Source organism: Halalkalibacterium halodurans, assembly GCF_005671335.1.
Taxonomy (GTDB): domain Bacteria; phylum Bacillota; class Bacilli; order Bacillales; family Bacillaceae_D; genus Halalkalibacterium; species Halalkalibacterium halodurans.
In genome coordinates this window covers 1,382,141-1,404,867 of record NZ_CP040441.1, presented here as the reverse complement: position 1 = coordinate 1,404,867, position 22,727 = coordinate 1,382,141, and the positions used below count along the sequence as shown (strand labels likewise).

Genomic DNA, 22,727 nt, shown 5'->3' with positions numbered 1-22,727 from the left:
CCGCTTATGAATTTGTCTTTTTATCATAAATGAACATCGCATCGCCAAAACTGAAAAATCGATACGATTGCTTGACGGCATGAGCATAAGCGTTCAACAGATTTTCCCTTCCAGCCAATGCACTAACAAGCATCACGAGCGTCGACTTCGGAAGATGGAAGTTCGTTATAAGACCATCTATTCCTTTAAATTCATAACCAGGATAGATGAAGATAGACGTCCATCCCGAGGTCTCGACAAACTCGTCGTGTTCTTGACGTATCGTTTCAAGTGTGCGCGCAGATGTGGTCCCAACGGCAATAATTCGCCCACCTTGTCGCTTTACCTCATTTAACAGGCGAGCAGTCCCAGCGCTCATCTGATAAAATTCTGCGTGCATCTCATGCTCCTCAATCTCTTCCACACTTACCGGGCGAAACGTCCCTAACCCTACATGAAGAGTGATAAACGCAAGGTGCACCCCTTTTTGCTTCAATTGATCGAGCAGCTCCTCCGTGAAATGAAGCCCTGCCGTTGGCGCCGCTGCCGATCCACGATTTTTGGCAAACACGGTCTGATATCGGTCCTTATCATCGAGCTGTTCTTTAATATAAGGTGGAAGGGGCATTTCACCGAGCTGGTCGAGAACCTCATGGAAAATCCCCTCGTATGAAAACTCAAGCACCCTTCCCCCATGCTCTAGCTCCTGTACACATGTTGCTGTCAGTTCGCCATTGCCAAAACGAATAATCGTTCCGACCTTCAGCCGTTTGGCAGGCTTCACTAATGTTTCCCACCGATCCCCTTCCATTTGCTTTAGCAAGAGAACTTCAACCTGAGCCCCCGTTTCTTCCTTCACTCCAAACAGTCGAGCAGGAAGGACACGTGTATCGTTAAGGACGAGACAATCACCGGCCTCTATAAACTGAAGCAAATCAGGGAATTTTTTATCTTCAACCGCTCCTGTATGTTTATCCAATACGAGCAAACGAGACGCCGTCCGATCCTTAAGCGGCGTCTGTGCAATAAGCTTTTCTGGTAAGTGAAAATCAAAATCACGTACATTCATCTTTCGTCACCTTTTCCATCCGTTCAAATTGCGATCTTTCCTATCTTACAAAAACGAAGACTACTTTGGCAAGAACGTTAACGAAATCGTCCAAGCAAAAACAAAATGAGCGATAGGACGATACTAATGATAATCGACGTCATGATCGGAAAATAAAACGTGGCATTTTCTCGTTTAATTAAAATATCTCCTGGTAATTTTCCGAGCGGTAGAAACCGACCACCGATTTGCCAAAGAATGCCGATGATAATGAGAACAATGCCAAGGGTAATGAATATTTTTGGGATGTTCATTTATTTGGCACCTCCATGTTGAAATGCTCGTAAGCAAGTGGTGTCACAACGCGTCCACGAGGCGTTCGTTGCAAAAAGCCAATCTGCAGCAAATACGGTTCATACACTTCTTCAATTGTGTCAGTCTCTTCACCGATCGTAGCCGAAATCGTTTCTAGACCAACCGGTCCTCCGTTAAACTTCGTCATAATCCCTTTTATTAATTTATGGTCAATATGATCCAATCCTAACCGATCCACCTGTAATCGTTCCAAGGATTCAATCGCCCTGCTTGAGGAAATACGCATATCCCCCGAAACTTGAGCAAAGTCACGAACCCTCCGCAAAAGACGATTCGCGATTCTTGGCGTCCCCCGTGATCTTCGGGCTATTTCAATCGACGCGTCTCGCTCAAGCTCTGTATCGAATATGGTGGCCGTTCGCTCAATGATCGTTGTCAGTTCTTCCACATTGTAATATTCCAACCGTGCCATCACACCAAATCGGTCTCTAAGCGGCGAGGATAACATCCCAGCCCTTGTCGTCGCCCCTACAAGCGTAAATGGTGGTAAATCAAGACGGACGGAGCGCGCCGTTGGTCCCTTGCCTATAACAATATCGATACAATAATCCTCCATGGCTGGATAGAGCACTTCCTCCACCATCCGGTTTAACCGATGAATTTCATCAATAAACAGAACATCCCCCGGTTCCAACGCGGTTAAAATAGCTGCCAAATCACCTGGTCGCTCAATCGCTGGACCTGATGTTGTTCGCATTTGCACCCCTAATTCGTTGGCGATGATCGCTGAAAGTGTCGTTTTCCCTAGTCCCGGGGGACCGTAAAGCAGTACATGATCTAACGCTTCCTCGCGCATTTTTGCCGCCTCAATAAAGACCTTTAAATTTTGCTTCACTTTTTCTTGACCAATGTACTGCTCAAAGGAATGCGGTCGGATGCCTTGTTCAACCGCAGCTTCTTCTGTTTGTGCTTCCGCTGATACCATACGCTCTTCCATGTTCGTTCACTCCCTTAGCGGTTCAACATAAGCTGCAATGCTTTTTTAATATACGCATCGGTCGTTAACGTTTCCTGCTCGAGTTTTGGCTTCACTTTCTTAAGCTCTTTTTCCACATACCCTAGTGCTTTTAGCGCCTCCATCGCCTCATCGAGATCCTGGTTCCCAGCGTTTTTCTCGTGAGGTTTTGGCTGCTCTTCCTTCTGAGAGAAAAGACCTGGGTGCAATTCATCCACTTTTCCTTTTAAATCAAGGATGATTTGTCGGGCTGTTTTCTTTCCTACGCCAGGAAACTTGACTAAAAAGGCCTCATCTTCCTCTTCAATCGCCTGTATGACATGCTCCGGTTGACCAGTAGCTAAAATGGCAAGTGCTCCTTTCGGTCCTATGCCTGAAACATTTAAAAGCTTCTCAAACAATGAACGCTTTTCCTTTGTCCGAAAACCATATAAGCGGATCACATCTTCTCGAACATATTGGTATGTATAAATGGTGATCACGGAATCCCGTTCTTTTTCAAACTCATATGGGTTTGGGCAATACACTTGATAACCCACCCCATGAACCTCAACGACGGCATATTGATGGTCAATACCCGTTAATGTTCCTCGCAAGTAATCAATCACAGCTCGTACTTCCTTTCCACAAAATAAGTCCGTCTTTATTGTAGCATAACGAGAAGAAAGTACGTGAAAAACCCCTCTTGCTTTTTCCGCAAAAGGGGGCGTCTCTACATTTCCTCTTGACGATATGGGAGACAAATGGAAAGTACTTCTCGGTAATCGTCGAGGGTCCCAATCCGAATGCCGGACCGCAATTGATCGTGAAGCCCACTTTCCAACTTTTTCGTATCCAATCGAAAAAACGATTGGATGATCGGCTGCTCTTCTGCTGACCCATCGTACAGGTTCAGCTGTCCATCGTTTGAAATACTAAAAAAACCATTAGCCTTTGTTAAAGGAGACAGATCTGGGACATCCTTTTTTAAAATCATCTCGTCTCCGTTTTGAGAAACAAAAATCCATCCATGGTATTGCCCCATTAATTGTTCAATCGTCTCGAATGGTTCGGTTATATACTCTTCACTTATTTCACCATCTACGTAGTGACGTTCGAGTCGTACTGAAATGGCGGTCGAATTAGTTTCAGCTGCCACTGCAAATTGATTCCCGCCCATGGCTACAATCGAACTGATGAGAAAAAAGTTAACGATCACCATAACTGCTAAAATCGAACGAAAAACCATTTTCATAAAAATGAATTGTTCCATTGTTCTCCACCGCCTTAAATAATTAGCGATCTATGTAGAAAGTGTTTCCAAACTCTATGGATTTTACTCGTTCAAGGGAAAAGTCCTTTACATTAGAAAAAGAGGAGCTAATACAGCTCCCCTCCCAAAATGACTATCGAGTTCGTTCAAACGGACGTTGTGCTGCGCGACCAAGATCTTCTAACATCGTTCTAAAAGTGGCCCCGACTTCGTTCCAAGCCGCTCCAGTACGGAGACGGTCATCCATCGTACGCACTCGGTCAAACACATCGGCATCTGAGACAACGTAAACATCTTTATCATCATCCGTCATCTTTTCAACCGTCCGTTTTACATCACGACGGACATCTTCTTGATCTCCTCGTGTTTGGACCGCAACAACGATATCTCCATCATGGGCAACAACGCGACAGTCTTCAACATCGTCCAAACGTTCCACACGCTGTACAATGTTTTGAACAGTTTCACCGTCATAGTCTTTATGGTAGCGAACTTGATCGTCGGTCACTGTTCCACGAAGGTGTTGTCTTCCTTCTTGGCGTGGTACTGCTCGATCTTGTTGAGTTAATGCTCCTTGACGATGAGTCTGTCCTCCCATCGCACCTTGACGCCCTCGATTTAATGGATTAATGATACCATTATCATCAACCATTCCAGGACGGTCATTTCCGGTAATACCAGCTCGTCCCATTCCTGGTCCACGACCGTGCGGGGCAACTCCATCACGAGTAAAACCAGCACGACCAGCACCATATGGTGTCATCGTCCCACGCTGTTGCGGCCCGAATCCACCATCGAAACCAGCGCCTGGTCGTCCCGTATCATATGTCCCCATATGCGTACCATGACCTGCTCCACGGTGAAATCCGCCCCGAGCGCCATGTTGGTCTAGGCGTCCGTAGGCACCTCCACGGTAATCAGGCGTCATCATATCTGTTACAGGACCTTGTCCGCGATAGCGATTAGCAGTATAAGCACCACTCATGTCTTGAGCTTCAAAGCCTACACGACGGTTATGCGTTTGCATATCTTGTGCAGCTGGATCTCCACCACATGCGGCGAGACCACTTAAAAGCATCGTTGCTGCTGTGAATGAAATGGCCATTTTTTTCATCGGTTTTAAAAGCCTCCTTTCACCTTTTAGACTGGCTTAAGGAGGCTCTCTTTAGTCTGTTAGTTACTGGAGTGACTGTCAATCTTCGTAGTCATCTTCTTCCCGATACTGATTTGGCACTTCATAATCACTGAATTGACTTGGCGCTCCCCATCCCTGTCCAGAACCTGGCATCATTCCATATGGAGAATGTCCCATTCCATGCATTTGTTGCGGCTGTGTGCCAAATGGCATCATTTGCGGTTGCATTGGTTGCTGAGACATCTGCGGCCATTGCTGTGGATGCATATTTTGATCCATTTGCGGCCATTGTTGCGGATGCACGTTTTGATCCATTTGTGGCCATTGTTGCGGATGCACGTTTTGATCCATTTGCGGCCATTGTTGCGGATGCACGTTTTGATCCATTTGCGGCCATTGTTGCGGATGCACGTTTTGATCCATCTGCGGCCATTGTTGTTGCATTGGGTGACCCCACGTTGACGGTGGCATCATATCAGGTGTCCACTCGTGGTGGCCAAAATCCATTTGGGGCATCGTTGGGTACATTCCATGTGGACTATGCATTCCATGAACAGGACCTGGGCTACATCCTGGCATTAATGGACTCACCGGTTGCCATTGAGGTTGAACGCATTTACTCACTGGCATATGCATAGGCATTTGTACAGGCATTGGTTTCGGTTTTGGCATCGGTTTATGGACAGGTGCGGTCACCATCGGCATCGGCTTCGGTTTTGGAGAAGGCGGAGTAGGCTTCGGCATTTCTTTTTTTGGCATTTCTTTTTTTGGCATCTCTTTTTTCGGAAATTCTTTCGGTGTCACTTTCTGTTTAGGCATTTCCTTTTTAGGCATCTCCTTCTTTGGTACCTCCTTTTTAGGGATTTCCTTTTTGGGCATCTCCTTCTTTGGTGGTTTCGGAATCGGTGCCACAGGCGGTTTCGGCTGTCCGTAATAATTAAAGTTCAAATGAGTTTCATACATATTTTGCGTTTTTTCCGTTACTTTTGCTTCCTGTGTCACTTTTGGGTGGGGCATCGTTGGCATTTGCGGCATGACATGAGTTGGTGGTGGAGTCGGTGCTTCTTTCGGATGGATTGGTTGCACCGGTTGCTCTTTCACCTGAACGTGTGGTCCTTCTTTTTTCACTGGCACGCTTCCTGTCGGAATTTTGATCTTCATCCCAGGCATGATCATATCGGGATTCGCTAATTGGCTATTTGCTGCCTTTAGCTGTTCAAAATCCACTCCGTACTTTTTGGCCAGCTTCCATAAGGTGTCCCCTTTTTGCACAATATGAATTTTCACGTTACACTCCCTCCTATAGTCATCATCCTATGCAGTATTGGGCAAATCGCCACTATCAAATTTCTGACATGATGTGACAAAGGCGCCGGTAACAATCTATCTCAGCAAACTTTATGTCGCCTTGATCAAAAATATGTGTCAAGGTTCGATTTTTTTCAGGAGAAAAGCTTGTCTTCTTGCAAAATCCTTCGTTTCTAACTTTTTCTTCGGAAAACACAGCTTACGAACGTTTCTCTTGAAAATGAAATGAAAAAAGTTCACGACAATCATCGTGAACTTTTCATCTAAGCTCGATCGAGCATGCGCTGCAACGCTAAAAGAGCCGGTCCCCGATCCTTATCCTCTACTTTGATCGGATGCTGGAAAATCCCCTCCGCCAATTGATCTAAGCTCCAGCATAAATGCTCAATATCGATGCGATTCATCGTTAAACAAGGACACATCGTCGGGTTGAGGGAAACGATTTCCTTGTCAGGGTGTTCATTTGCTAAACGGTTGACTAAGTTCATTTCCGTTCCTACCGCCCATTTTGTTCCAGAATCAGCGCTCTCAATTGTCTTAATAATATAATGGGTAGAGCCTGCATCATCTGCATGGATCACCACATCGTGAGTACATTCTGGATGAACGATGATCGACATATCAGGTTCATTTTTCCGCAAATGTTCGATATGTTTCACCGTGAATTTTTCGTGTACAGAACAATGGCCTTTCCAAAGAATCACCCGTATGTTCTCTAACGGCTGATCTGTCTCCAACCGTTCAGTCTCAGGATTCCAAACAGCCATCGCCTCAAGAGGAATTCCAAGTTCGTATGCTGTGTTCCGACCTAAATGTTGATCCGGTAAAAACAACAACCTTTCCTTTTGTGTGAACGCCCACTCCAGCATCTTTTTTGCATTTGATGAAGTAACAGTAGCCCCTCCGTTCCGACCGCAAAACGCTTTTATTGCTGCTGTACTGTTCACATATGTCAACGGGAGGATCGTATCACCAAACATTAATTGCAATCGCTCCCACGCTCTTTCGGTTTGGTGAATATCGGCCATATCGGCCATGGAACAGCCTGCACGCAAATCGGGAAGTAACACCGTTTGCTCTTCGCTTGTTAACAGATCAGCCGTCTCTGCCATAAAGTGAACTCCACAAAAAACAATAAACTGTGCCTCTTTTTCTTTTGCTGCCATCTGTGCTAACTGTAGTGAGTCTCCTGTTTGATCCGCAAATTGGAATACCTCATCTCGCTGGTAGTGATGGCCTAACATCAAAAGTTTTTTCCCAAGCCTTTCTTTATGCTGGCGAATTCTTTCCTCCAATTCAACTCGTGTCATTTGCCGATACACGTCTGGCAGTTTTTTTGACTGTTGTAACGTATCGAAAACGTTCATTGTTCTCCCTCCTCATCGATAAGTAAAGTGAAGTCTAATATCGGAGCTGAATGGGTAATGAACCCAAGCGAGAGATAGTCAACACCGCAGCCGCGATAGGAAGCAATTGTTTGTAACGAAATTCCTCCTGAAGCTTCGGTAACAATTCCATCTGGAACTAATGCTACATACTCTTTAATGATATGAGGAGGCATGTTATCAAACATAATAATATCGACACCTGCATCAACGGCTTCCTCTAGTTGTTCTCGATTTTCCACTTCCACTTCAATTTTCAACGAATGTCCAATCACAGAGCGCGCCTGTGTCACTGCTTGACGAATGCCCTTTGCTTGGGCAATATGGTTATCTTTAATTAACACCATGTCACTTAAATTGAGGCGATGGTTGTAACCTCCCCCTGACCTTACTGCATATTTTTCGAACAACTTTAAGCCTGGTGTCGTTTTTCGTGTATCGCAAATTCGAATGGACGGGTCATTCAATGTATCAATCGCCTTCCTCGTCACAGTCGCAATCCCACTCATCCGTTGAATTAAATTCAATAGGACGCGTTCCCCAAACAATACGTGATGAACCGGCCCTTGAATCGTTGCGATCACATCTCCTGGTCGCACTTCCTGACCGTCCTTCACTCTTTCTTCCACATGAATGTGATCATCTAACAGACTGTATCCTATTTCGAGAAGGGAAAGACCAGAAACAACGCCTCTTGCCTTCGCCTTCACATGGGCAACACATTTTTCAGATGGAGGAAAGATGGCAGTGGTCGTTATATCCCCATTGAAACCATCTTCTAGAAAAAAACGCTCCAATGCTCTCTTCACCGCTAATCGATTCATCGACTCAACTCCTTTATCGTCGGACGCTGCCTTTTCATATGGGCTCCATTTTGCCATTCGATGATGAGTTGTTGAAACTTATCCTGACTGTTCGGGTAGTCTGCACGGAAATGCCCCCCTCGACTTTCAGTCCGTATGGCCGCCGAACGTGTAATGAGGCTGGCGAGCAATATCATGTTTGCCTGCTCAAACATGTCCCGCTCTGGCCATGGCCCATTATAGTGAGCAGTGTCTAAGAACGGCTGAAACCAATTATTCATATACCATAGCGATCTCGCATGACGTTCAATTCCAACATAACGCATCATCTTTTTCTGTAAGTCTTCTCGGGTTGGCAACTTGAAAGAACGTGGTTCCGCTTTATCTCTTTCTACGAACAATCCAGCTGTCAGTGGTTGAAACGTCTGTTGAATGTGAGTAGCTGCTTGATGAGCAAATACGAGACCTTCAAGCAATGAGTTGCTTGCCAACCTGTTGGCACCGTGCACACCGGTGCATGCCACTTCTCCAACAGCATAGAGTCTAGACAACGACGTTTGCCCCCACGCATCAACCGAAATTCCACCATTTAAAAAATGAGCGCCTGGTGTGACTCGCGGCTTCAATGTTCTTCTATCTGATTTGTTTAATCCCTTATAAAGGGCCGGGAATTTCCTTTCAAAATCGCTAATCCCCGTTAAATCTAAATGGACTGTATGACCTTCCCTCTCTTGCCTAAAAATCTCACGGCTTACAACGTCCCGCGATTTTAATGATTGCAACCTCTCACCAGCAGAAGTTATCAGCTGACCGCCTTCCCCCCGAACGGCTTCTGAAATGAGTAGCCCCTTCTCCTTTTCATTGCCGGCATAAACGGTTGGATGAAATTGAATGAATTCTACATCTGAAATGGCCGCACCACTGCGATACGCGAGGGCGATCCCATCTCCCGTTGCCTCTTTTCCGTTCGATGTGACCGAATACATTTGTCCACATCCTCCGGTCGCCACAATCGTTACAGGAGCAAAGAGACTCCCTTGGTCTGTCTCCACACCAATAATCTCATCCTTATTTTTTATAAACCGATACACACATGTACGGTCTAACAGTGTGATTTCATCTTTTATCGCCTTCCATAAAGCACGCATGACCGCTTTTCCTGTCTCCGCCCCATTGACGTGGACGATTCTCCTTGTACCGTGGGCACCTTCTAATCCTAGCGAGTACCCGCCACTTTCTTCACGATCAAACGGGACGCCTAGATCATCAAGCAATTCGATCATGTTCACCGCATGTTTTGTCATCATTTCAATCGATGTTTCATCGCCATGTGCGGCCCCTGCCTTCCACGTATCGGCCGTGTGGGCCTGCCAATCATCCCCTTCTGCGATTGGGGCGGCGATCCCCCCTTGCGCAAGAAAAGAATTGCTCGCAAAAACATCAGACTTTGTGATCATGATCACATGAAAAGACTTTCGAAGCAGGTATGCGCTCATCATTGCAGCAATTCCACTACCAACAATGATGACCTCTCCATCGCACCTCAATTTAGACACCCCTCATTTACATATGTCTTGACATCTATATTTACACAAATTTAAACTAGCGACAAGAGTTTTTTATCGCTTAACAAATAGTGGAGATTGACCAAAGGAGGGATCGTAACATGATTTATTTAGATTATTGTGCAACAACACCAATGTCAGACTATGTAAAAGACGTTTATGTAACGGTCGCCTCACAATTTTATGGAAATCCGAATAGCTTACACGATGTTGGCTACGAAGCATCGAACATTTTAGAGCAGTGCAAACGACAAATCGCCAACCTTTTGCACATAGATCCAGCAGGAATCTTTTTTACCGGCTCTGCCTCTGAGGCCAACTTTTTAACAATTGTTAGCCTTGCCCTCGCCCACCGCAGGAAAGGGAGGCATCTCATCACGACAAAATGTGAACACCCTTCGGTTTTGAGCACATTCCGCTATTTGGAATCCCAGCAGTTTGACGTTTCGTATGTACCAGTGAACAGTTACGGCCAAGTGTCTGTTGATGCTCTTATGGAGACCATTCGAGAGGATACAATCCTCGTCTCAATCGCTCATAGCCAGAGTGTTCTAGGAACGATTCAATCGCTCGAAACCTTTGCCGAACCACTAGTCACTTATGATATACTTTTCCATAGCGACTGTACCCAATCGATCGGCAAAGTTGATGTCCCGATTAGGCTGCTTCACAGCTTAACAATGTCAGGACATAAGATCAATGGCCCAAAAGGGATCGGCCTCGCCTATATCGATCCTGCGATCCAATGGGAGCCTTTTCTTTCTGGCGTTACCCAGCAAAGTGGCTTTCGCCAAGGAACCGTTGATATTCCTAGTGTCGCTGCCTTTACCGCTGCCATTGAAGAGAGCTTTCAGCATCGGACAGCATACGATCAACATATTACGAAACTCCATCACCAGTTTAAAGAAAAAATGATGGAATGGCCTATGATCCTAGAAGGTCATCCGTCTAACCGATTGAAACACCATTTTGGCTTACGGTTACATGGGATGGAAGGACAATTTGTCATGCTTGAGGCGAACCGAGCAGGATTTGCCATCTCTACTGGAACGGCGTGTTCTTCTTCTCACCATGAGCCTGATCCGGTTTTTGCAGCGATTGGCCGAACAAAGGAGGAAGCTGATCAGTTTTTTCGTGTCAGCTTTGGGATAAGTACGACGGAACAGGAATTTAATGCTTTTATTGACTTTTTACAACAATTAATCGATAGGAAAGGTGAACCGATGTGAGTGATGAGAAAAAAATATTAGGTGAGGAGCGACGAAGCCTATTAATCAAGTGGTTAAAAGCAAGCGACACACCTTTAACAGGTGCAGAGCTTGCCAAACGAACCAATGTGTCTAGACAGGTAATCGTCCAAGACGTATCACTACTCAAAGCAAAGAATCATCCGATTCTCGCGACAGCTCAAGGCTATATATACATGAAGGAAGCTAATACTGTACAAGCACAGCGCGTCGTCGCATGCCAGCATGGGCCAGCCGATATGAAGGACGAGCTATTAACTCTTGTCGATCACGGCGTTCTCATTAAAGATGTGACGGTTGATCATCCTGTTTATGGAGACATTACCGCCTCCCTCCACTTAAAATCGCGGAAAGATGTAGCACTGTTTTGCAAGCGGATGGAGGAATCGAATGGCACATTGTTATCTACCTTGACGAAAGGTGTTCATATGCACACGTTAGAAGCTGAATCTGAGGCCATTCTAGATGAGGCCATTCGTGCTCTAGAGGAAAAAGGCTACTTATTAAACTCTTTTTAGGTATCATCCAGCAAAAAGCGAGCCCTTATACGGAGCTCGCTTCTGTTAATTTTAAGCTAGTGTGAAAAAAACACGGGTAACTGCCGAGTAACTCGACACCACAGCCAAGGGCCTCCAGCTCTTGCATGACACCAGGAATCAACACATCATCTGCTTCACAATCCACATCGATGATAAAAAAGTAATTGCCTAGCCCGGTTTTCATCGGGCGAGATTCAATTTTCGTCAAATTAAGTTTGCGCCACGCAAAAGCGGACAGCACTTGGTGCAACGCTCCTGAAAAATCAGAGGATAATGTCACCATCATCGTCGTTTTTTTCGTATAAGGCTCTACTTGATACGGCGGCAAAGAGAGCTTACCTTTTGCTAAAACAGCAAAGCGAGTCCGGTTTTCATCGTAATCATGAATGTCCTTTTCCAACATGTCTAGCTGGTATGAAGTGGCTGCTTGCTCATTGGCGATGGCTGCCACTGGTTCGTTAGGGTGATCTGCTACCCACTGGGCGGCTGCGGCTGTTGACGTCATGTACTCAATTTCTACACCTGGATAGGATGAACGTAAAAATTCATGACATTGAGCAACAGCGTGTGGATGAGAAAGAATTTTTTTGATTTCGTTATCCCGTTGATTAGGATGCACTAAAAAATGTTGCGAGATCGGAACGACGATGTCTGCCACTATTTCTAAGCGCTGTTTATGAATCAAATAGTCAAGGGTGACGTTCACCGAGCCCTCAATTGCATTTTCAACTGGAACGACCGCTGCATCCATGTCTCCGTTAGCTACACTATCCATGCAATCCGGAATTGTCCGATAAGGCTTTAATACATTCTTATCATCGAATAACGTTTGCACGGCCATCTCTGTGAACGTTCCTCTAGGGCCTAAGTAACCAATCTTCATGCCTCTGTCCAACCTTTCTGTTACGAACCAGATCCAACTAGCTCGACTTTTTCCACTGCTTCCATCGATTCAATTTTTTCGACCAACTCATCGATTTCAAGTGACATAGTGGCCGTGTCGATCGAGAGGGTAATGTTCGCCCTTCCCTGTAGCGGGATCGTTTGATTAATCGTCAACACGTTTGCTTCGGCTTCCGCTACCGTTGCTAGCATTGCAGACAAGTTACCTGAGCGATCTTCTAAGTTGATGGATAACGTGATGATCTTTTCTTTTGTCATCGTATGAAATGGAAATACTCCGTCTTTATATTTATAAAATGCACTGCGACTTAATCCCACTTCATGGACTGCTTCATTAATTTTTCGCTTTTTTCCCGATTCGAGGAGTGCCTTCGCTTCGAGCGTCTTTTGCATCGCTTCTGTCAACATATCCTCGCGAACGAGATAAAATTTCTTGCGCGTCATCGTTTCACCACCAATTATTCTAAAAGCCATCTAAAATAAACGTTTTGACAAAACACTGTCATCTTATTATAAAATTGCCGAAACCTTTTGACAACAGAAACGGAAAGATTAGAAAAACTTAGCTTTACACTTTGTTCCTATGTGAAGAGGGTTACAATCACAAAAAGAGAACAGTAATTTTATTTGGAAGAAATAGAACTCGCCCTACGGCGAGCTCTCCATTATTCAATAAATTCAAATTCAAACTCGAGTAAGCGAACAAGGTCACCGTCTTTGGCTCCACGCTGGCGCAAGGCCTCATCAACCCCCATGTGACGCAATTGTCTTGAGAAGCGGCGGACAGACTCGTCTCGAGAAAAGTCAGTCATCTTAAACAGCTTTTCAATTTCCGCACCTGATAACACGTAAGCTCCATCATCTGCTCGGCTGATAACAAATGGGTCTTGCTCTTTTTCATGTTTATAGAGGACGCGGCTCTCCGTTTCTGCCTCCTCATATATCGGAAATTCTGGTGTCGTTTCGATCGTATCCACAATGGCCCGAAGTAGCGGCTGCAGTCCATCCCGAGTCAGAGCAGAAATCGGAAAAATCGGATGGTCGTCTGATAACTTTTCCTTAAAACGCTCTAAGTTTTCCGCCGCATTGGGCATATCCATTTTATTGGCGACAATTAATTGCGGTCGTTCCATGAGCCGTAAATTATACGCCTTTAACTCTTCATTTATGCTTACATAATCGTCATACGGATCTCGCCCTTCAAGAGCCGACATATCGATCACATGGACGATGACACGCGTTCGTTCAATATGCCGCAAAAACTGATGCCCGAGCCCAATCCCTTCATGAGCACCTTCTATTAATCCCGGCAAATCAGCGAGAACAAAGCTTCTTCCATCGTCCACTCTGACGACACCTAAATTAGGCGTAATCGTCGTAAAATGATATTCCGCTATTTTCGGCTTAGCAGATGACACGACTGACAAAAGGGTCGATTTCCCTACGCTCGGGAAGCCGACTAAACCGGCATCAGCGAGCACTTTCAGCTCCAAAATAACGTCCCGCTCTACCCCCGGTTCACCGTTCTCAGATAGCTCAGGAGCTGGATTGGCCGGAGTGGCAAATCGGGTATTTCCGCGGCCTCCTCGGCCACCTTTCGCGATAATCGCTTCCTGTCCGTGATGGGTAAGATCAGCAAGCACTTGACCTGTTTGCTCATCAATCACGGTCGTACCTGGAGGAACTCGCACGATTTTATCTTCCGCATTTTTTCCATGCTGGTTTTTCGGACGGCCGTGCTCCCCTCGATCGGCTTTAAAGTGGCGCTGGTAACGAAAGTCCATCAAGGTACGGAGCCCTTCATCCACTTTAAAAATCACACTGCCTCCTTTACCCCCATCTCCTCCAGCCGGACCACCGTCAGGTACGTATTTTTCGCGGCGAAAGGCAACCATTCCGTTACCGCCGTCTCCACCTTTGACGTAAACTTTAACTTTATCAACAAACATCCTTTTTTCACCTCATTTTTTCTCAAAGCAAACAGAAAAGACACATTCCTCTTCCCTTAGTTCAAAGGAATCTTCTCGCTTTTGTAGAACATGCTTAAGCGCCGTTTCAAGCTCCTCTAAACGGCACAACTTCCCTTGAAAATCAAACGTAAGCCGCAGGAAATCAGGGAACAGTTGAAAGGTTAACAACAGATGATTTTCTCGCTCTAATGAACAATGAGCTTTAAATAAGTCTGCCGCAGCTCGAACTAACGATTCTAGCTCTTGTTCGATCGACTGCAAATCCGTCACTTCTCCCATTACTTCAAACTCAAGTGTATACGGTGGCTGTAGCCAATTAAATGTTAAAAGATAGCAGGAGACGTTAGGAATCGATAAATTGGACAGCTTGCTTTCATTCAAAGCTTGCTGAATTGCTATCTCAAGCACCTCTTCAATTCGATCGTAGCGCTCTAACGCCAAATACCCTTTTATTAATTGAATGACATTCAACCAATCGTGTCGACTGTGCCGAAGCACATCGAGCATGTCCTTTTTGCTAGTCATTCTGCACTCCTATAAATCTAAATATTCTTAGTCACGCGGTATTATCTTACCATAAAAAGAGTCGATTATTAAAGTGGGTAATCCCATACTCTTCCATCCTCCTTTTGCTCATGGTCGTCATTTGACAGCTGCTGTCGTTGTGCATATACTAAGACAAGAAAACCCGACTATTTTCATCTGATTTCATTAGTTAGTTCAGATGTTTGTAGGAGCAGGAGGAAGGCAATGGCGAGTGTCATGATAAAAGACGTAGGGAAAACGTTTGAAGGTAAAGAGGAGCAATCGTCGTACCAAGTCTTTGAAAACATCAATCTAGAGATTCATTCAGGAGAGTTTGTCTCCCTATTAGGACCGTCCGGTTGCGGAAAATCGACGCTACTTAACATCGTTGCGGGACTAGAAAAAGCAAGTAATGGAGCCGTTTATGTCGGTCAAAATAAAGTGATTGAACCCGGCCCTGATCGAGGGGTTGTCTTTCAGGAAGCTGCTTTAATGCCTTGGCTTACAGTACTTGACAATGTTGTATTTGCGATTCGGAAGCAGTACAACAAAGAGGAAGCGAAGAAAAGAGCGCTTGAATACTTAAAGCTTGTCCATTTGAGTAAGTTTACCCATTCCTATCCCCATGAGCTCTCGGGTGGAATGAAGCAACGTGTCGCGATTGCTCGTGCATTAGCGCTTGATCCTGATGTTCTCTTGATGGATGAACCGTTCGGTGCTCTTGATGAGCAAACTCGTTCCATGCTTCATCGGGAACTCCAAGCGATCTGGCAACAAACGAAAAAAACGATCATTTTTGTTACCCATAATATTCGCGAAGCGATCTTACTTTCCGACAAAATTTTCTTAATGGGAGTCCGGCCAGGAGGCATCATTGGTACCTTTTCGGTTGACATGGAGCGGCCGCGAAAAACAAATAGTCTGATATTCAACGAGCTTGAAGAAGAAATTAGTCAGCAGCTTGCTGGTGAAATTGAAAAAGTCATGAAGGAGGAGATGGGCGATGGCTACCCTTCTTAGAAGACTCCTCTTTTTTGCTGCTCTGTTTTTTATTTGGGAACTCGTTTATCGTTTAGAATTGTTTCAAACGAGGTTGTTTCCGTCTCCCCTGCTTTCATTTGTTGAACTTTATAAAGGGTTCTTTGAAACGGGGATTTTAACTGTTGCCACTTTCGAAAGTTTATCACGAATTGCGATCGGCTTTACTATCGCCGTCGTGGTTGGTTCTTGTCTTGGGATTTTACTTGCGTTATCGAAAATAGCGGACGAGACGCTCGGCTCATTGGTCATTGCGTTACAATCTGTACCGAGTATCGTTTGGCTACCTATCGCCCTTGTCGTCCTGCAAACGGGTAATACGGCCATTATTTTTATTATCGTATTAGGTGGAACATGGGCGATGACGATGAATATGCGGATGGGAATTAAAAATGTCCAGCCCTTATTAATTAGAGCCGCTCGAACGATGGGATACCGCGGAGCCGAGCTCGTATGGAAGGTCATGATCCCAGCTTCCATCCCCTCTGCTCTCACAGGTATGCGCCTCGCGTGGGCCTTTGGCTGGCGTGCCCTCATTGCCGGGGAATTGCTCGGGCGAGGCGGGTTAGGTCGGACGCTCCTTGATGCAAGAGATTTTTTTAACATGGAACTTGTCATTGCAATTATGATGATTATTGCCGTTGTCGGTTTAATCGTTGAGTATTTAATCTTTAATCCAATTGAGCGTAAAGTTCTTTCACGCTGGGGATATGCAAAATCATAGAGGAGGAACACAACATGAGAAAATGGCTTTTAGGAGTAACCGCAGCTCTAGCTTTAACAGCGTTGGCTGCTTGCGGTACAGAAAGTTCTAGCACATCGGGAGAGGAAGACCAAGACGTAACCATTGGCTATTTCCCAAACCTTGATCATGCAGCGGCCATTGTTGGAAAAGAGAAAGGTTTTTTTGCAGAAGAACTAGGAGAAGAAAAAGTAGAGTTCACCCATTTCCCGAATGGGAACGATTTTATTGAAGCTTTATCAACAGGGAGCATTGATATTGGATATGTGGGACCTGGACCAGCGATTAATTATTATTTAACTGGAGGGGACGTCGTTGTTCTCGGATCCGCAGCAAACGGTGCGACCTTGATTGTCGCCCGTGATGGATCTGGGATTGAGACGCTCGATGACTTTGACGGTAAATCGTTCTGTACACCAGGAAACGGTTGTACCCATAATGTACAGCTTGAAATTATGTTAAAAGAGCTTGGACTAGAGTCCAATCGTGTGGGAGGAACCGTGGAGCACCAATCACGAATTGCTCCGTCAAATATGGTCGCCATGTTTGAGCAAGGCCAAATCGATGCTGCAGCTGCCCCGGAGCCTTGGGGAACTTACCTTGTGGAAGAATTAGGAGCTCATGTCGTGGCTGAATGGAATGATGTCTTTTTAGGGGAAGAACTTGCAAGTGTCGTCGTCGTGACAACGAGAGAGTTTCTAGAAAATCATCCAGAGCAAGTCGAAGCGTTTTTACGTGCTCATGTTAAATCGGTTGAATTTGCACAAGAAGATGTGGATGCTACATTGGAAACGGTCAATGACGCCCTCTTTGATCTGACGCAAAACCGTTTACCTGAAGATGTTCTTTATAAAGCGTGGGAACGGATGGCTGTTACAACCGACACGTATCCGGATGCCCTTCAAGCATGGGCCGACGCTTCCTATGAGTTGAAATTCATGGACGAAGACCCAAACTTAGACGGATTTGTTGATACGAGCTTACTTGATTCCATTTTAAGTGAGTAATGAAGAGCCAATCGAGACTGGGAAAGAGCTAGCCAGACGTAATACAAAAGGTTCGGATCATCAAAATAAAATGATCCGAACCTTTTTTCTGTTGATTCATGGGACCGTTACGGTTATGGCCGAGTACTTACGTAAGTTCACGCCATTGCACTCACGGAAGCAGACGTTTCCAAGTTGATGGTCAACATGATGAGACGCCCGAGAGAAAGCAAGAGCTGAAGATCTACCGGTGCGCCCTTCTATGATTAACTGAAACCATGCCCGCGGCAAGCGAATGTTTTTGAAACAATCAATTCCATATAAATACCAACCTCTTTTTTTCATAGACAGAATCATCATTTTCAATGAAAAAGAAAATTATCCCTTTACAAGTAAAGAACTGTTGGTTATAATTTCAGACGTAAACAATTTTTGGTGTGATAAGGAGGTTGAACAACATGTTGTTTGGATTAACGCATTTAAAGAGTACATCGACAACTTCATTGAATGATCGTTCAACCGCTTCACACGTGGACAATGGTTAAGATTGGCTTAACACACAGATCCGCAGGTTGAACGTACCTGTGGTTTTTTATGCTCTATTCATGGGATTTTTTTCTAAACCGCAGGTGTTGTTTCTTCCTGCGGTTTTTTTGTCCAAAAAATCGTTTACATTTTATTCTAATTAAGGAGGTATGGGCGAAATGACGAACAAATTTTCCGCATTGTTACGCTGGTATGAGCAGGTGAAAGGCCTCACCTGAAAGGAGAAACGGATTTTACAGTTAGGAGGCATAAAGAATGACCTTTAATTTTCTTGTTTTTACGGTTACAGTAAAAAAACGTAAATACACGTCAAATGAGCTAGAGCAGTTCATTCGTGATGAAAAGCTTCAAGAAGAAAAGCTAAAGCATGAAGTTAATTATTGGCTCTATTACAATCGAAATGGATTGTAGGATGATGCCCAGGGCCTTACAATGGGTCCTGGGCTGTTTTATTCCATCCTCTCCATATGGATTTCGCCTCATTCATGAGCTGTGCTACCACGGCCCCGGCTTCCTCCCCATCTCGTTGCAATAACCTAAGTCCTTGACCTGACCAGAGAGAGGAATATTCTTGCTTTTGCTGACGACCGGCTTCCTTACGAATCGTCGATGTTAGATGATTCTGTGCTGGGAAAGGAAGTGGTTCGACCCCACTTGTTTCAAATTGATTTATAAATTCATTATCGATGCCTCGAGCTGGACGGCCAGAAAAAGCACGTGTTAGAACCGTATCTTCTTCTGTACTTGTCAAAAGCGCCTTACGGTAATAGGAGGCAGTCCCCGCTTCTTTCGTAAGCAAAAAACGAGTCCCCATTTGAACCCCTGCAGCCCCTAGCGCGAGTGCAGCAACGAGCCCCCTTCCATCGACTACACCACCCGCTGCGACAACAGGCACTTGTACGTGATCGACGATTTGCGGCACAAGAGAAAAGGTGCCGATATTCGCTCCATCTTTTTTTTCATCAACAGAAAAGGTTCCCCTGTGGCCACCAGCATCACTCCCTTGTGCCACGATGACATCCGCCCCTTGCTGTTCGGCTTCTTGTGCTTCTCCTACAGTCGTTACCATGGCCGTCCACAAAATCCCGAACTCTGTCAACCGTTCTACATCATGTTTAGCCAGCAAGCCGAAAGCAGAGCTAAATACAGGTACTCTCTCTTTGAGCAAAAGGTCAAATTTATCTCGGAACATATCCCGACCTGCTGGGACTTCTTCCAGATTTCCGAGGCCAAGATTCGCTCTGATTTGATCAAGAACTGGCTTAACTTCCTCTAATCTTGAATAATCACATGCCCAGTCGGTACAAAACAAATTGACGGCAAACGGTCGGTCTGTCAATTGACGAATCCGTTTAATTGCCACTTCTAAAGCTTCCACTGTCATATAACCTGCACCAATCGTTCCTAACCCTCCATGATTGGAAACAGCAGCAACGAGTTCCGGAGTTGTCGGCCCCCCCCCGCCATGCCTGCTTGAACAATAGGAAATTCAATAGATAACCGCTTACATAATGCTGTTTGAAACACGTAACGTCCCCCTTTCCCTTTCCATTCTAAGCTTTTCGTACATCTTTCAACAAGAAAACTTTGAATTCCGACTTTTTATGAATCAGAGCATAAAAATAATCGTTTCCCACCATTAAGGATGGAGACGGACCAAATTTTTCTAACCATTTGAAGAGAAACGGTTGACAACATCCTTTTTTGTTTCTATAATACAATTAAGTTTCCTTAGAGAAACTTTTTTTACCCTAACGAAATTCATTTCTCGTACGCGATCTTGATCACGTCTTGCTTGTCACCGTAGAAAAAGAGAGCAGCTTCTAAAGCCGTGATCCATTTCAAAGGAGGTGATGAAAAGCAAGACAATTACCGAGCTGTGAGATGCGACCCTCATCGAATACAGCTAGTAAATCGCTCAACATGTAAGTTGCCCACCCCATTTGGTTTTACAAAAGTTCATTGAAAGCCATGACTTACCTTACGATTCTCCTCCCTTTGAATCGTGCATACGATACGTCTCTAACGACAGAAAGGATCATTCGTTCATCTACTCAACGAATGATCCTTTCCCTATTTTACAATATTTCTTCCAAGACTGTTGCAACAGCTGCTTCCCCTTGGTCAATACAGTCTGGTAAACCAATGCCATCAAATCCTGCTCCGGCAAGTATAATCCCCGGCATTGCTTTTTTTAGTTCCTGTCTTACTTTTTCGAGTTTATAGCGATGGCCGACTTCATATTGCGGCATTGCTTTTTTCCAACGCGTCACCTTGTAAAACAGCGGCTCTCTTTTGACTGTCATGATTTGGTCAAGGTCTTTTTGCACCTGTTCAACAATTGCCTCATCCGTTTCATGTACAATAGATTCAGATCCTGGCTTGCCTACATAGCATCGTACGAGCGCATGGCCTTCAGGCGTTGTATGACGCCATTTTTTGTGCGTCCACGTACAGGCCGTAATTTCGTAGCGACTTTTCCGCGGCACGACGAATCCAGTCCCCTCATATGGAATGTGAAGATCCTCGGATTTAAATGCCATCGCCACCGTCGCCACCGTCGTCGCTTTCATTTCTCGCATGTAGTCTACGTCCACATATGGCTCAAGGAGACGTCCGGTTACGTAGGGTGGAGTTGTTAAAATGACATGATCATACGTCTGAACGGTCCCATCGTTAAACGTTAACCGGTACCGCTTCCCTTCCCGCTCACAAAAACGGACTTCCGTTTTTTTACGAATCGCCTTCTCATCGAGGTGCTGCTCGATCGCCGCTATAAACGATTGCAACCCGCGGCGAAATGTTAAGAACATTCCTTGCTTTTTCCCGACCTGTGATTGACTTTGCTTTCCCCTTGAAGCCTTTATTCCACGAATGAGGCTACCATATTTAGCTTCAAGCTGTTGAAACTGAGGGAAGGTTGCTTGTAAGCTAAGCGTATCCAAATCCCCTGCATAGATACCGGACAGAAGCGGTTCAATTAACTGGTCAACTACTTCATCTCCTAGTCGCTTACGGAAAAAGTAACCGAGGGAAACATCCTCATTCTCATGAGTAAAAGAAGGGATGACTAAGTCTTGAGCTGCCCTTAGCTTCCCAATAGGGGAAAAAAGCCGGGAGCGGATAAACGGTCCAATCTCAGTTGGAATTCCCATAATGGCTCCACCTGGTATTGGATAAAGCTGGTCATCCTTTAAAATGTAGGCCTGTCCAGTATCGTTACGAACTAGCTCTCCCTCGAGTCCGACTTCCCTCGCAAGTCTCGTCATGCTTTCTTTCCGCGCTAAATAGGAATCCGGCCCGCGTTCAATGACGAAGCCTTCGGTTACATCTGTTTGGATTTTCCCTCCAAGCTGATCGCTTGCTTCAATGAGTTCATATTCTATTGGCATTTGTTTTCTTGCTTTCTGAAGAGCCCAAGCAGCAGCGAGCCCGGTCATCCCACCACCAATCACCGCCACCCGATGGTTATTCGTCGTCATAGCCGTTCACTCTTTCTCAGCTAATTTTTTTTGAATCACCGTCGCTAAACATTCGATAAATTCCGGCTTAGCATTTGGCATCCCTGGACGATAATATTTAATGCCGAGTTCATCGGTTACGACTTTACATTCATAATCATTGTCATATAAAACCTCAAGATGATCTGCAACGAAGCCAACTGGGCAATAGATCATAGAAGTATAGCCATGGGTTTCATATAAGTCTCTCGTTAAGTCTTGGACATCCGGTCCTAGCCAAGGCTCTGGTGTATTCCCTTCACTTTGCCAGCCGACCGCATAGTTAGTAATCCCTGCTTCCTTCGCGATTAAATCGGCTGTCTCTTTCAACTGCTGTGGGTAAGGATCCCCATAGTCTACTATTTTCTCCGGTAAGCTATGGGCAGAGAAGATGACACAGGCCTTATCCTTATCTTCAATTTTGGCCATCGTGTCATTCACCTGATCAACCCAATATTGAATGAAGAGAGGCTCATCGTACCAGCTTTCGACACTTTGAATTCTTGGTCCGCCAATCCTTTCTGATTCTTCATGAGCACGCCCATTGTACGATTTCACGCTAAATGTCGAGAAGTGAGGCGCAAGCACGATACTAACAGCTTCTTGCACGCCATCCTCTTTCATTTGCTCAACAGCATCCTCAATAAACGGATCGATATGCTTTAAACCTAAATAAGATTTAAACTCAATGTCATCATAGAGCTCATTCAGCTTTTGTTCCAACGCAATCGCTTGATCATCGGTTATTTTCGCGAGCGGGCTCACGCCACCGATCGCCTCGTATCGTTCAGTGAGGTCATCTAGCAATTCTTGTGATGGCTTCCGCCCATGGCGAATGTGGGTATAATATGGCTCAATTTCTTCTTTCGTTCGCGGGGTTCCGTAGGCCATGACGAGCAACCCTATCTTTTTCTTTGTCATTCCAT

The 22,727-nt window shown here is 45.2% G+C and carries 23 protein-coding genes; 6 read left to right on the top strand and 17 right to left on the bottom strand.

What is annotated here, in order from left to right; translation table 11 throughout:
- Positions 1 to 4: 4 nt before the first annotated feature.
- The 10 genes from queA to FED51_RS06740 all read right to left on the bottom strand — a co-directional run bounded on the left by queA (position 5) and on the right by FED51_RS06740 (position 9,787).
- Positions 5 to 1,048, bottom strand: coding sequence for a tRNA preQ1(34) S-adenosylmethionine ribosyltransferase-isomerase QueA (gene queA, locus FED51_RS06785; RefSeq protein ID WP_010897395.1), 1,044 nt, complete (start codon positions 1,046 to 1,048; stop codon positions 5 to 7).
- 77 nt (positions 1,049 to 1,125) lie between these two features.
- On the bottom strand, positions 1,126 to 1,341 hold the full coding sequence (locus tag FED51_RS06780) for a DUF2905 domain-containing protein (protein WP_010897394.1): 216 nt from the start codon (positions 1,339 to 1,341) through the stop codon (positions 1,126 to 1,128).
- On the bottom strand, positions 1,338 to 2,339 hold the full coding sequence (ruvB, locus tag FED51_RS06775; protein ID WP_138090352.1) for a Holliday junction branch migration DNA helicase RuvB: 1,002 nt from the start codon (positions 2,337 to 2,339) through the stop codon (positions 1,338 to 1,340). Before ruvB ends, FED51_RS06780 begins: the two co-directional genes overlap by 4 nt.
- Before the next feature lie 14 nt (positions 2,340 to 2,353).
- The gene (gene ruvA / locus FED51_RS06770) at positions 2,354 to 2,965 is read right to left on the bottom strand and encodes a Holliday junction branch migration protein RuvA (protein WP_138090350.1); all 612 of its coding nucleotides are present in this window, start codon (positions 2,963 to 2,965) and stop codon (positions 2,354 to 2,356) included.
- Between the two features lie 104 nt (positions 2,966 to 3,069).
- Positions 3,070 to 3,609, bottom strand: a complete 540-nt coding sequence (locus tag FED51_RS06765) for an intercompartmental signaling factor BofC (protein ID WP_138090348.1) — start codon at positions 3,607 to 3,609, stop codon at positions 3,070 to 3,072.
- Positions 3,610 to 3,742: 133 nt separating this feature from the next.
- Positions 3,743 to 4,723 (bottom strand): YhcN/YlaJ family sporulation lipoprotein, encoded by a 981-nt coding sequence (locus tag FED51_RS06760; RefSeq protein ID WP_138090346.1) that lies wholly within the window; start codon positions 4,721 to 4,723, stop codon positions 3,743 to 3,745.
- Positions 4,724 to 4,801: 78 nt separating this feature from the next.
- Positions 4,802 to 6,031: a SafA/ExsA family spore coat assembly protein gene (safA, locus tag FED51_RS21555; protein ID WP_175414311.1), complete on the bottom strand. Its 1,230-nt coding sequence runs from the start codon at positions 6,029 to 6,031 to the stop codon at positions 4,802 to 4,804.
- Between the two features lie 284 nt (positions 6,032 to 6,315).
- The gene (nadA, locus tag FED51_RS06750; RefSeq protein WP_412733913.1) at positions 6,316 to 7,362 is read right to left on the bottom strand and encodes a quinolinate synthase NadA; all 1,047 of its coding nucleotides are present in this window, start codon (positions 7,360 to 7,362) and stop codon (positions 6,316 to 6,318) included.
- Positions 7,363 to 7,415: 53 nt separating this feature from the next.
- Positions 7,416 to 8,261: a carboxylating nicotinate-nucleotide diphosphorylase gene (gene nadC / locus FED51_RS06745; protein WP_053431603.1), complete on the bottom strand. Its 846-nt coding sequence runs from the start codon at positions 8,259 to 8,261 to the stop codon at positions 7,416 to 7,418.
- Positions 8,258 to 9,787: an L-aspartate oxidase gene (locus tag FED51_RS06740; RefSeq protein ID WP_053431604.1), complete on the bottom strand. Its 1,530-nt coding sequence runs from the start codon at positions 9,785 to 9,787 to the stop codon at positions 8,258 to 8,260. Before FED51_RS06740 ends, nadC begins: the two co-directional genes overlap by 4 nt.
- Positions 9,788 to 9,906: 119 nt before the next feature.
- Between FED51_RS06740 and FED51_RS06735 the strand changes: the two genes are divergently transcribed.
- Positions 9,907 to 11,034 (top strand): cysteine desulfurase family protein, encoded by a 1,128-nt coding sequence (locus tag FED51_RS06735; RefSeq protein WP_053431605.1) that lies wholly within the window; start codon positions 9,907 to 9,909, stop codon positions 11,032 to 11,034.
- Positions 11,031 to 11,570 carry a transcription repressor NadR gene (locus FED51_RS06730; RefSeq protein ID WP_010897384.1) on the top strand — a complete coding sequence of 180 codons (540 nt, stop codon included), beginning with the start codon at positions 11,031 to 11,033 and terminating at the stop codon, positions 11,568 to 11,570. The genes FED51_RS06735 and FED51_RS06730 overlap by 4 nt, the downstream gene beginning before the upstream one ends.
- A 25-nt stretch (positions 11,571 to 11,595) precedes the next feature.
- Here the strand turns inward: FED51_RS06730 and pheA are convergent, their stop codons facing one another.
- From pheA to FED51_RS06710, 4 genes are all read right to left on the bottom strand, one after another.
- Entirely contained in the window at positions 11,596 to 12,474 is an 879-nt protein-coding gene (pheA, locus tag FED51_RS06725; RefSeq protein ID WP_010897383.1) for a prephenate dehydratase, read from the bottom strand.
- Positions 12,475 to 12,494: 20 nt separating this feature from the next.
- Positions 12,495 to 12,938: an ACT domain-containing protein gene (locus FED51_RS06720; protein WP_053431606.1), complete on the bottom strand. Its 444-nt coding sequence runs from the start codon at positions 12,936 to 12,938 to the stop codon at positions 12,495 to 12,497.
- Positions 12,939 to 13,159: 221 nt separating this feature from the next.
- Positions 13,160 to 14,443 (bottom strand): GTPase ObgE, encoded by a 1,284-nt coding sequence (gene obgE / locus FED51_RS06715; RefSeq protein ID WP_053431607.1) that lies wholly within the window; start codon positions 14,441 to 14,443, stop codon positions 13,160 to 13,162.
- A gap of 12 nt (positions 14,444 to 14,455) precedes the next feature.
- A complete protein-coding gene (locus FED51_RS06710; protein WP_010897380.1) occupies positions 14,456 to 14,989 on the bottom strand; it encodes a sporulation initiation phosphotransferase B in 534 nt (177 codons plus the stop codon).
- A 225-nt stretch (positions 14,990 to 15,214) separates the two neighbouring features.
- On the opposite strand from FED51_RS06710, the gene FED51_RS06705 reads away from it, so the two are divergent.
- From FED51_RS06705 to FED51_RS06690, 4 genes are all read left to right on the top strand, one after another.
- The gene (locus FED51_RS06705) at positions 15,215 to 16,009 is read left to right on the top strand and encodes an ABC transporter ATP-binding protein (protein ID WP_010897379.1); all 795 of its coding nucleotides are present in this window, start codon (positions 15,215 to 15,217) and stop codon (positions 16,007 to 16,009) included.
- Positions 15,993 to 16,751, top strand: a complete 759-nt coding sequence (locus FED51_RS06700) for an ABC transporter permease (protein ID WP_010897378.1) — start codon at positions 15,993 to 15,995, stop codon at positions 16,749 to 16,751. Before FED51_RS06705 ends, FED51_RS06700 begins: the two co-directional genes overlap by 17 nt.
- 14 nt (positions 16,752 to 16,765) lie before the next feature.
- Positions 16,766 to 17,776 (top strand): aliphatic sulfonate ABC transporter substrate-binding protein, encoded by a 1,011-nt coding sequence (locus FED51_RS06695; protein WP_053431608.1) that lies wholly within the window; start codon positions 16,766 to 16,768, stop codon positions 17,774 to 17,776.
- Between the two features lie 780 nt (positions 17,777 to 18,556).
- Positions 18,557 to 18,712, top strand: coding sequence for a YrzI family small protein (locus FED51_RS06690; protein WP_010897375.1), 156 nt, complete (start codon positions 18,557 to 18,559; stop codon positions 18,710 to 18,712).
- 16 nt (positions 18,713 to 18,728) lie between these two features.
- Here the strand turns inward: FED51_RS06690 and FED51_RS06685 are convergent, their stop codons facing one another.
- From FED51_RS06685 to hemH, 3 genes are all read right to left on the bottom strand, one after another.
- Entirely contained in the window at positions 18,729 to 19,790 is a 1,062-nt protein-coding gene (locus tag FED51_RS06685) for an NAD(P)H-dependent flavin oxidoreductase (protein WP_338035677.1), read from the bottom strand.
- A 589-nt stretch (positions 19,791 to 20,379) separates the two neighbouring features.
- Entirely contained in the window at positions 20,380 to 21,783 is a 1,404-nt protein-coding gene (gene hemY / locus FED51_RS06680) for a protoporphyrinogen oxidase (protein ID WP_053431609.1), read from the bottom strand.
- 6 nt (positions 21,784 to 21,789) lie between these two features.
- The gene (gene hemH / locus FED51_RS06675) at positions 21,790 to 22,722 is read right to left on the bottom strand and encodes a ferrochelatase (RefSeq protein WP_053431610.1); all 933 of its coding nucleotides are present in this window, start codon (positions 22,720 to 22,722) and stop codon (positions 21,790 to 21,792) included.
- Positions 22,723 to 22,727 lie beyond the last annotated feature (5 nt).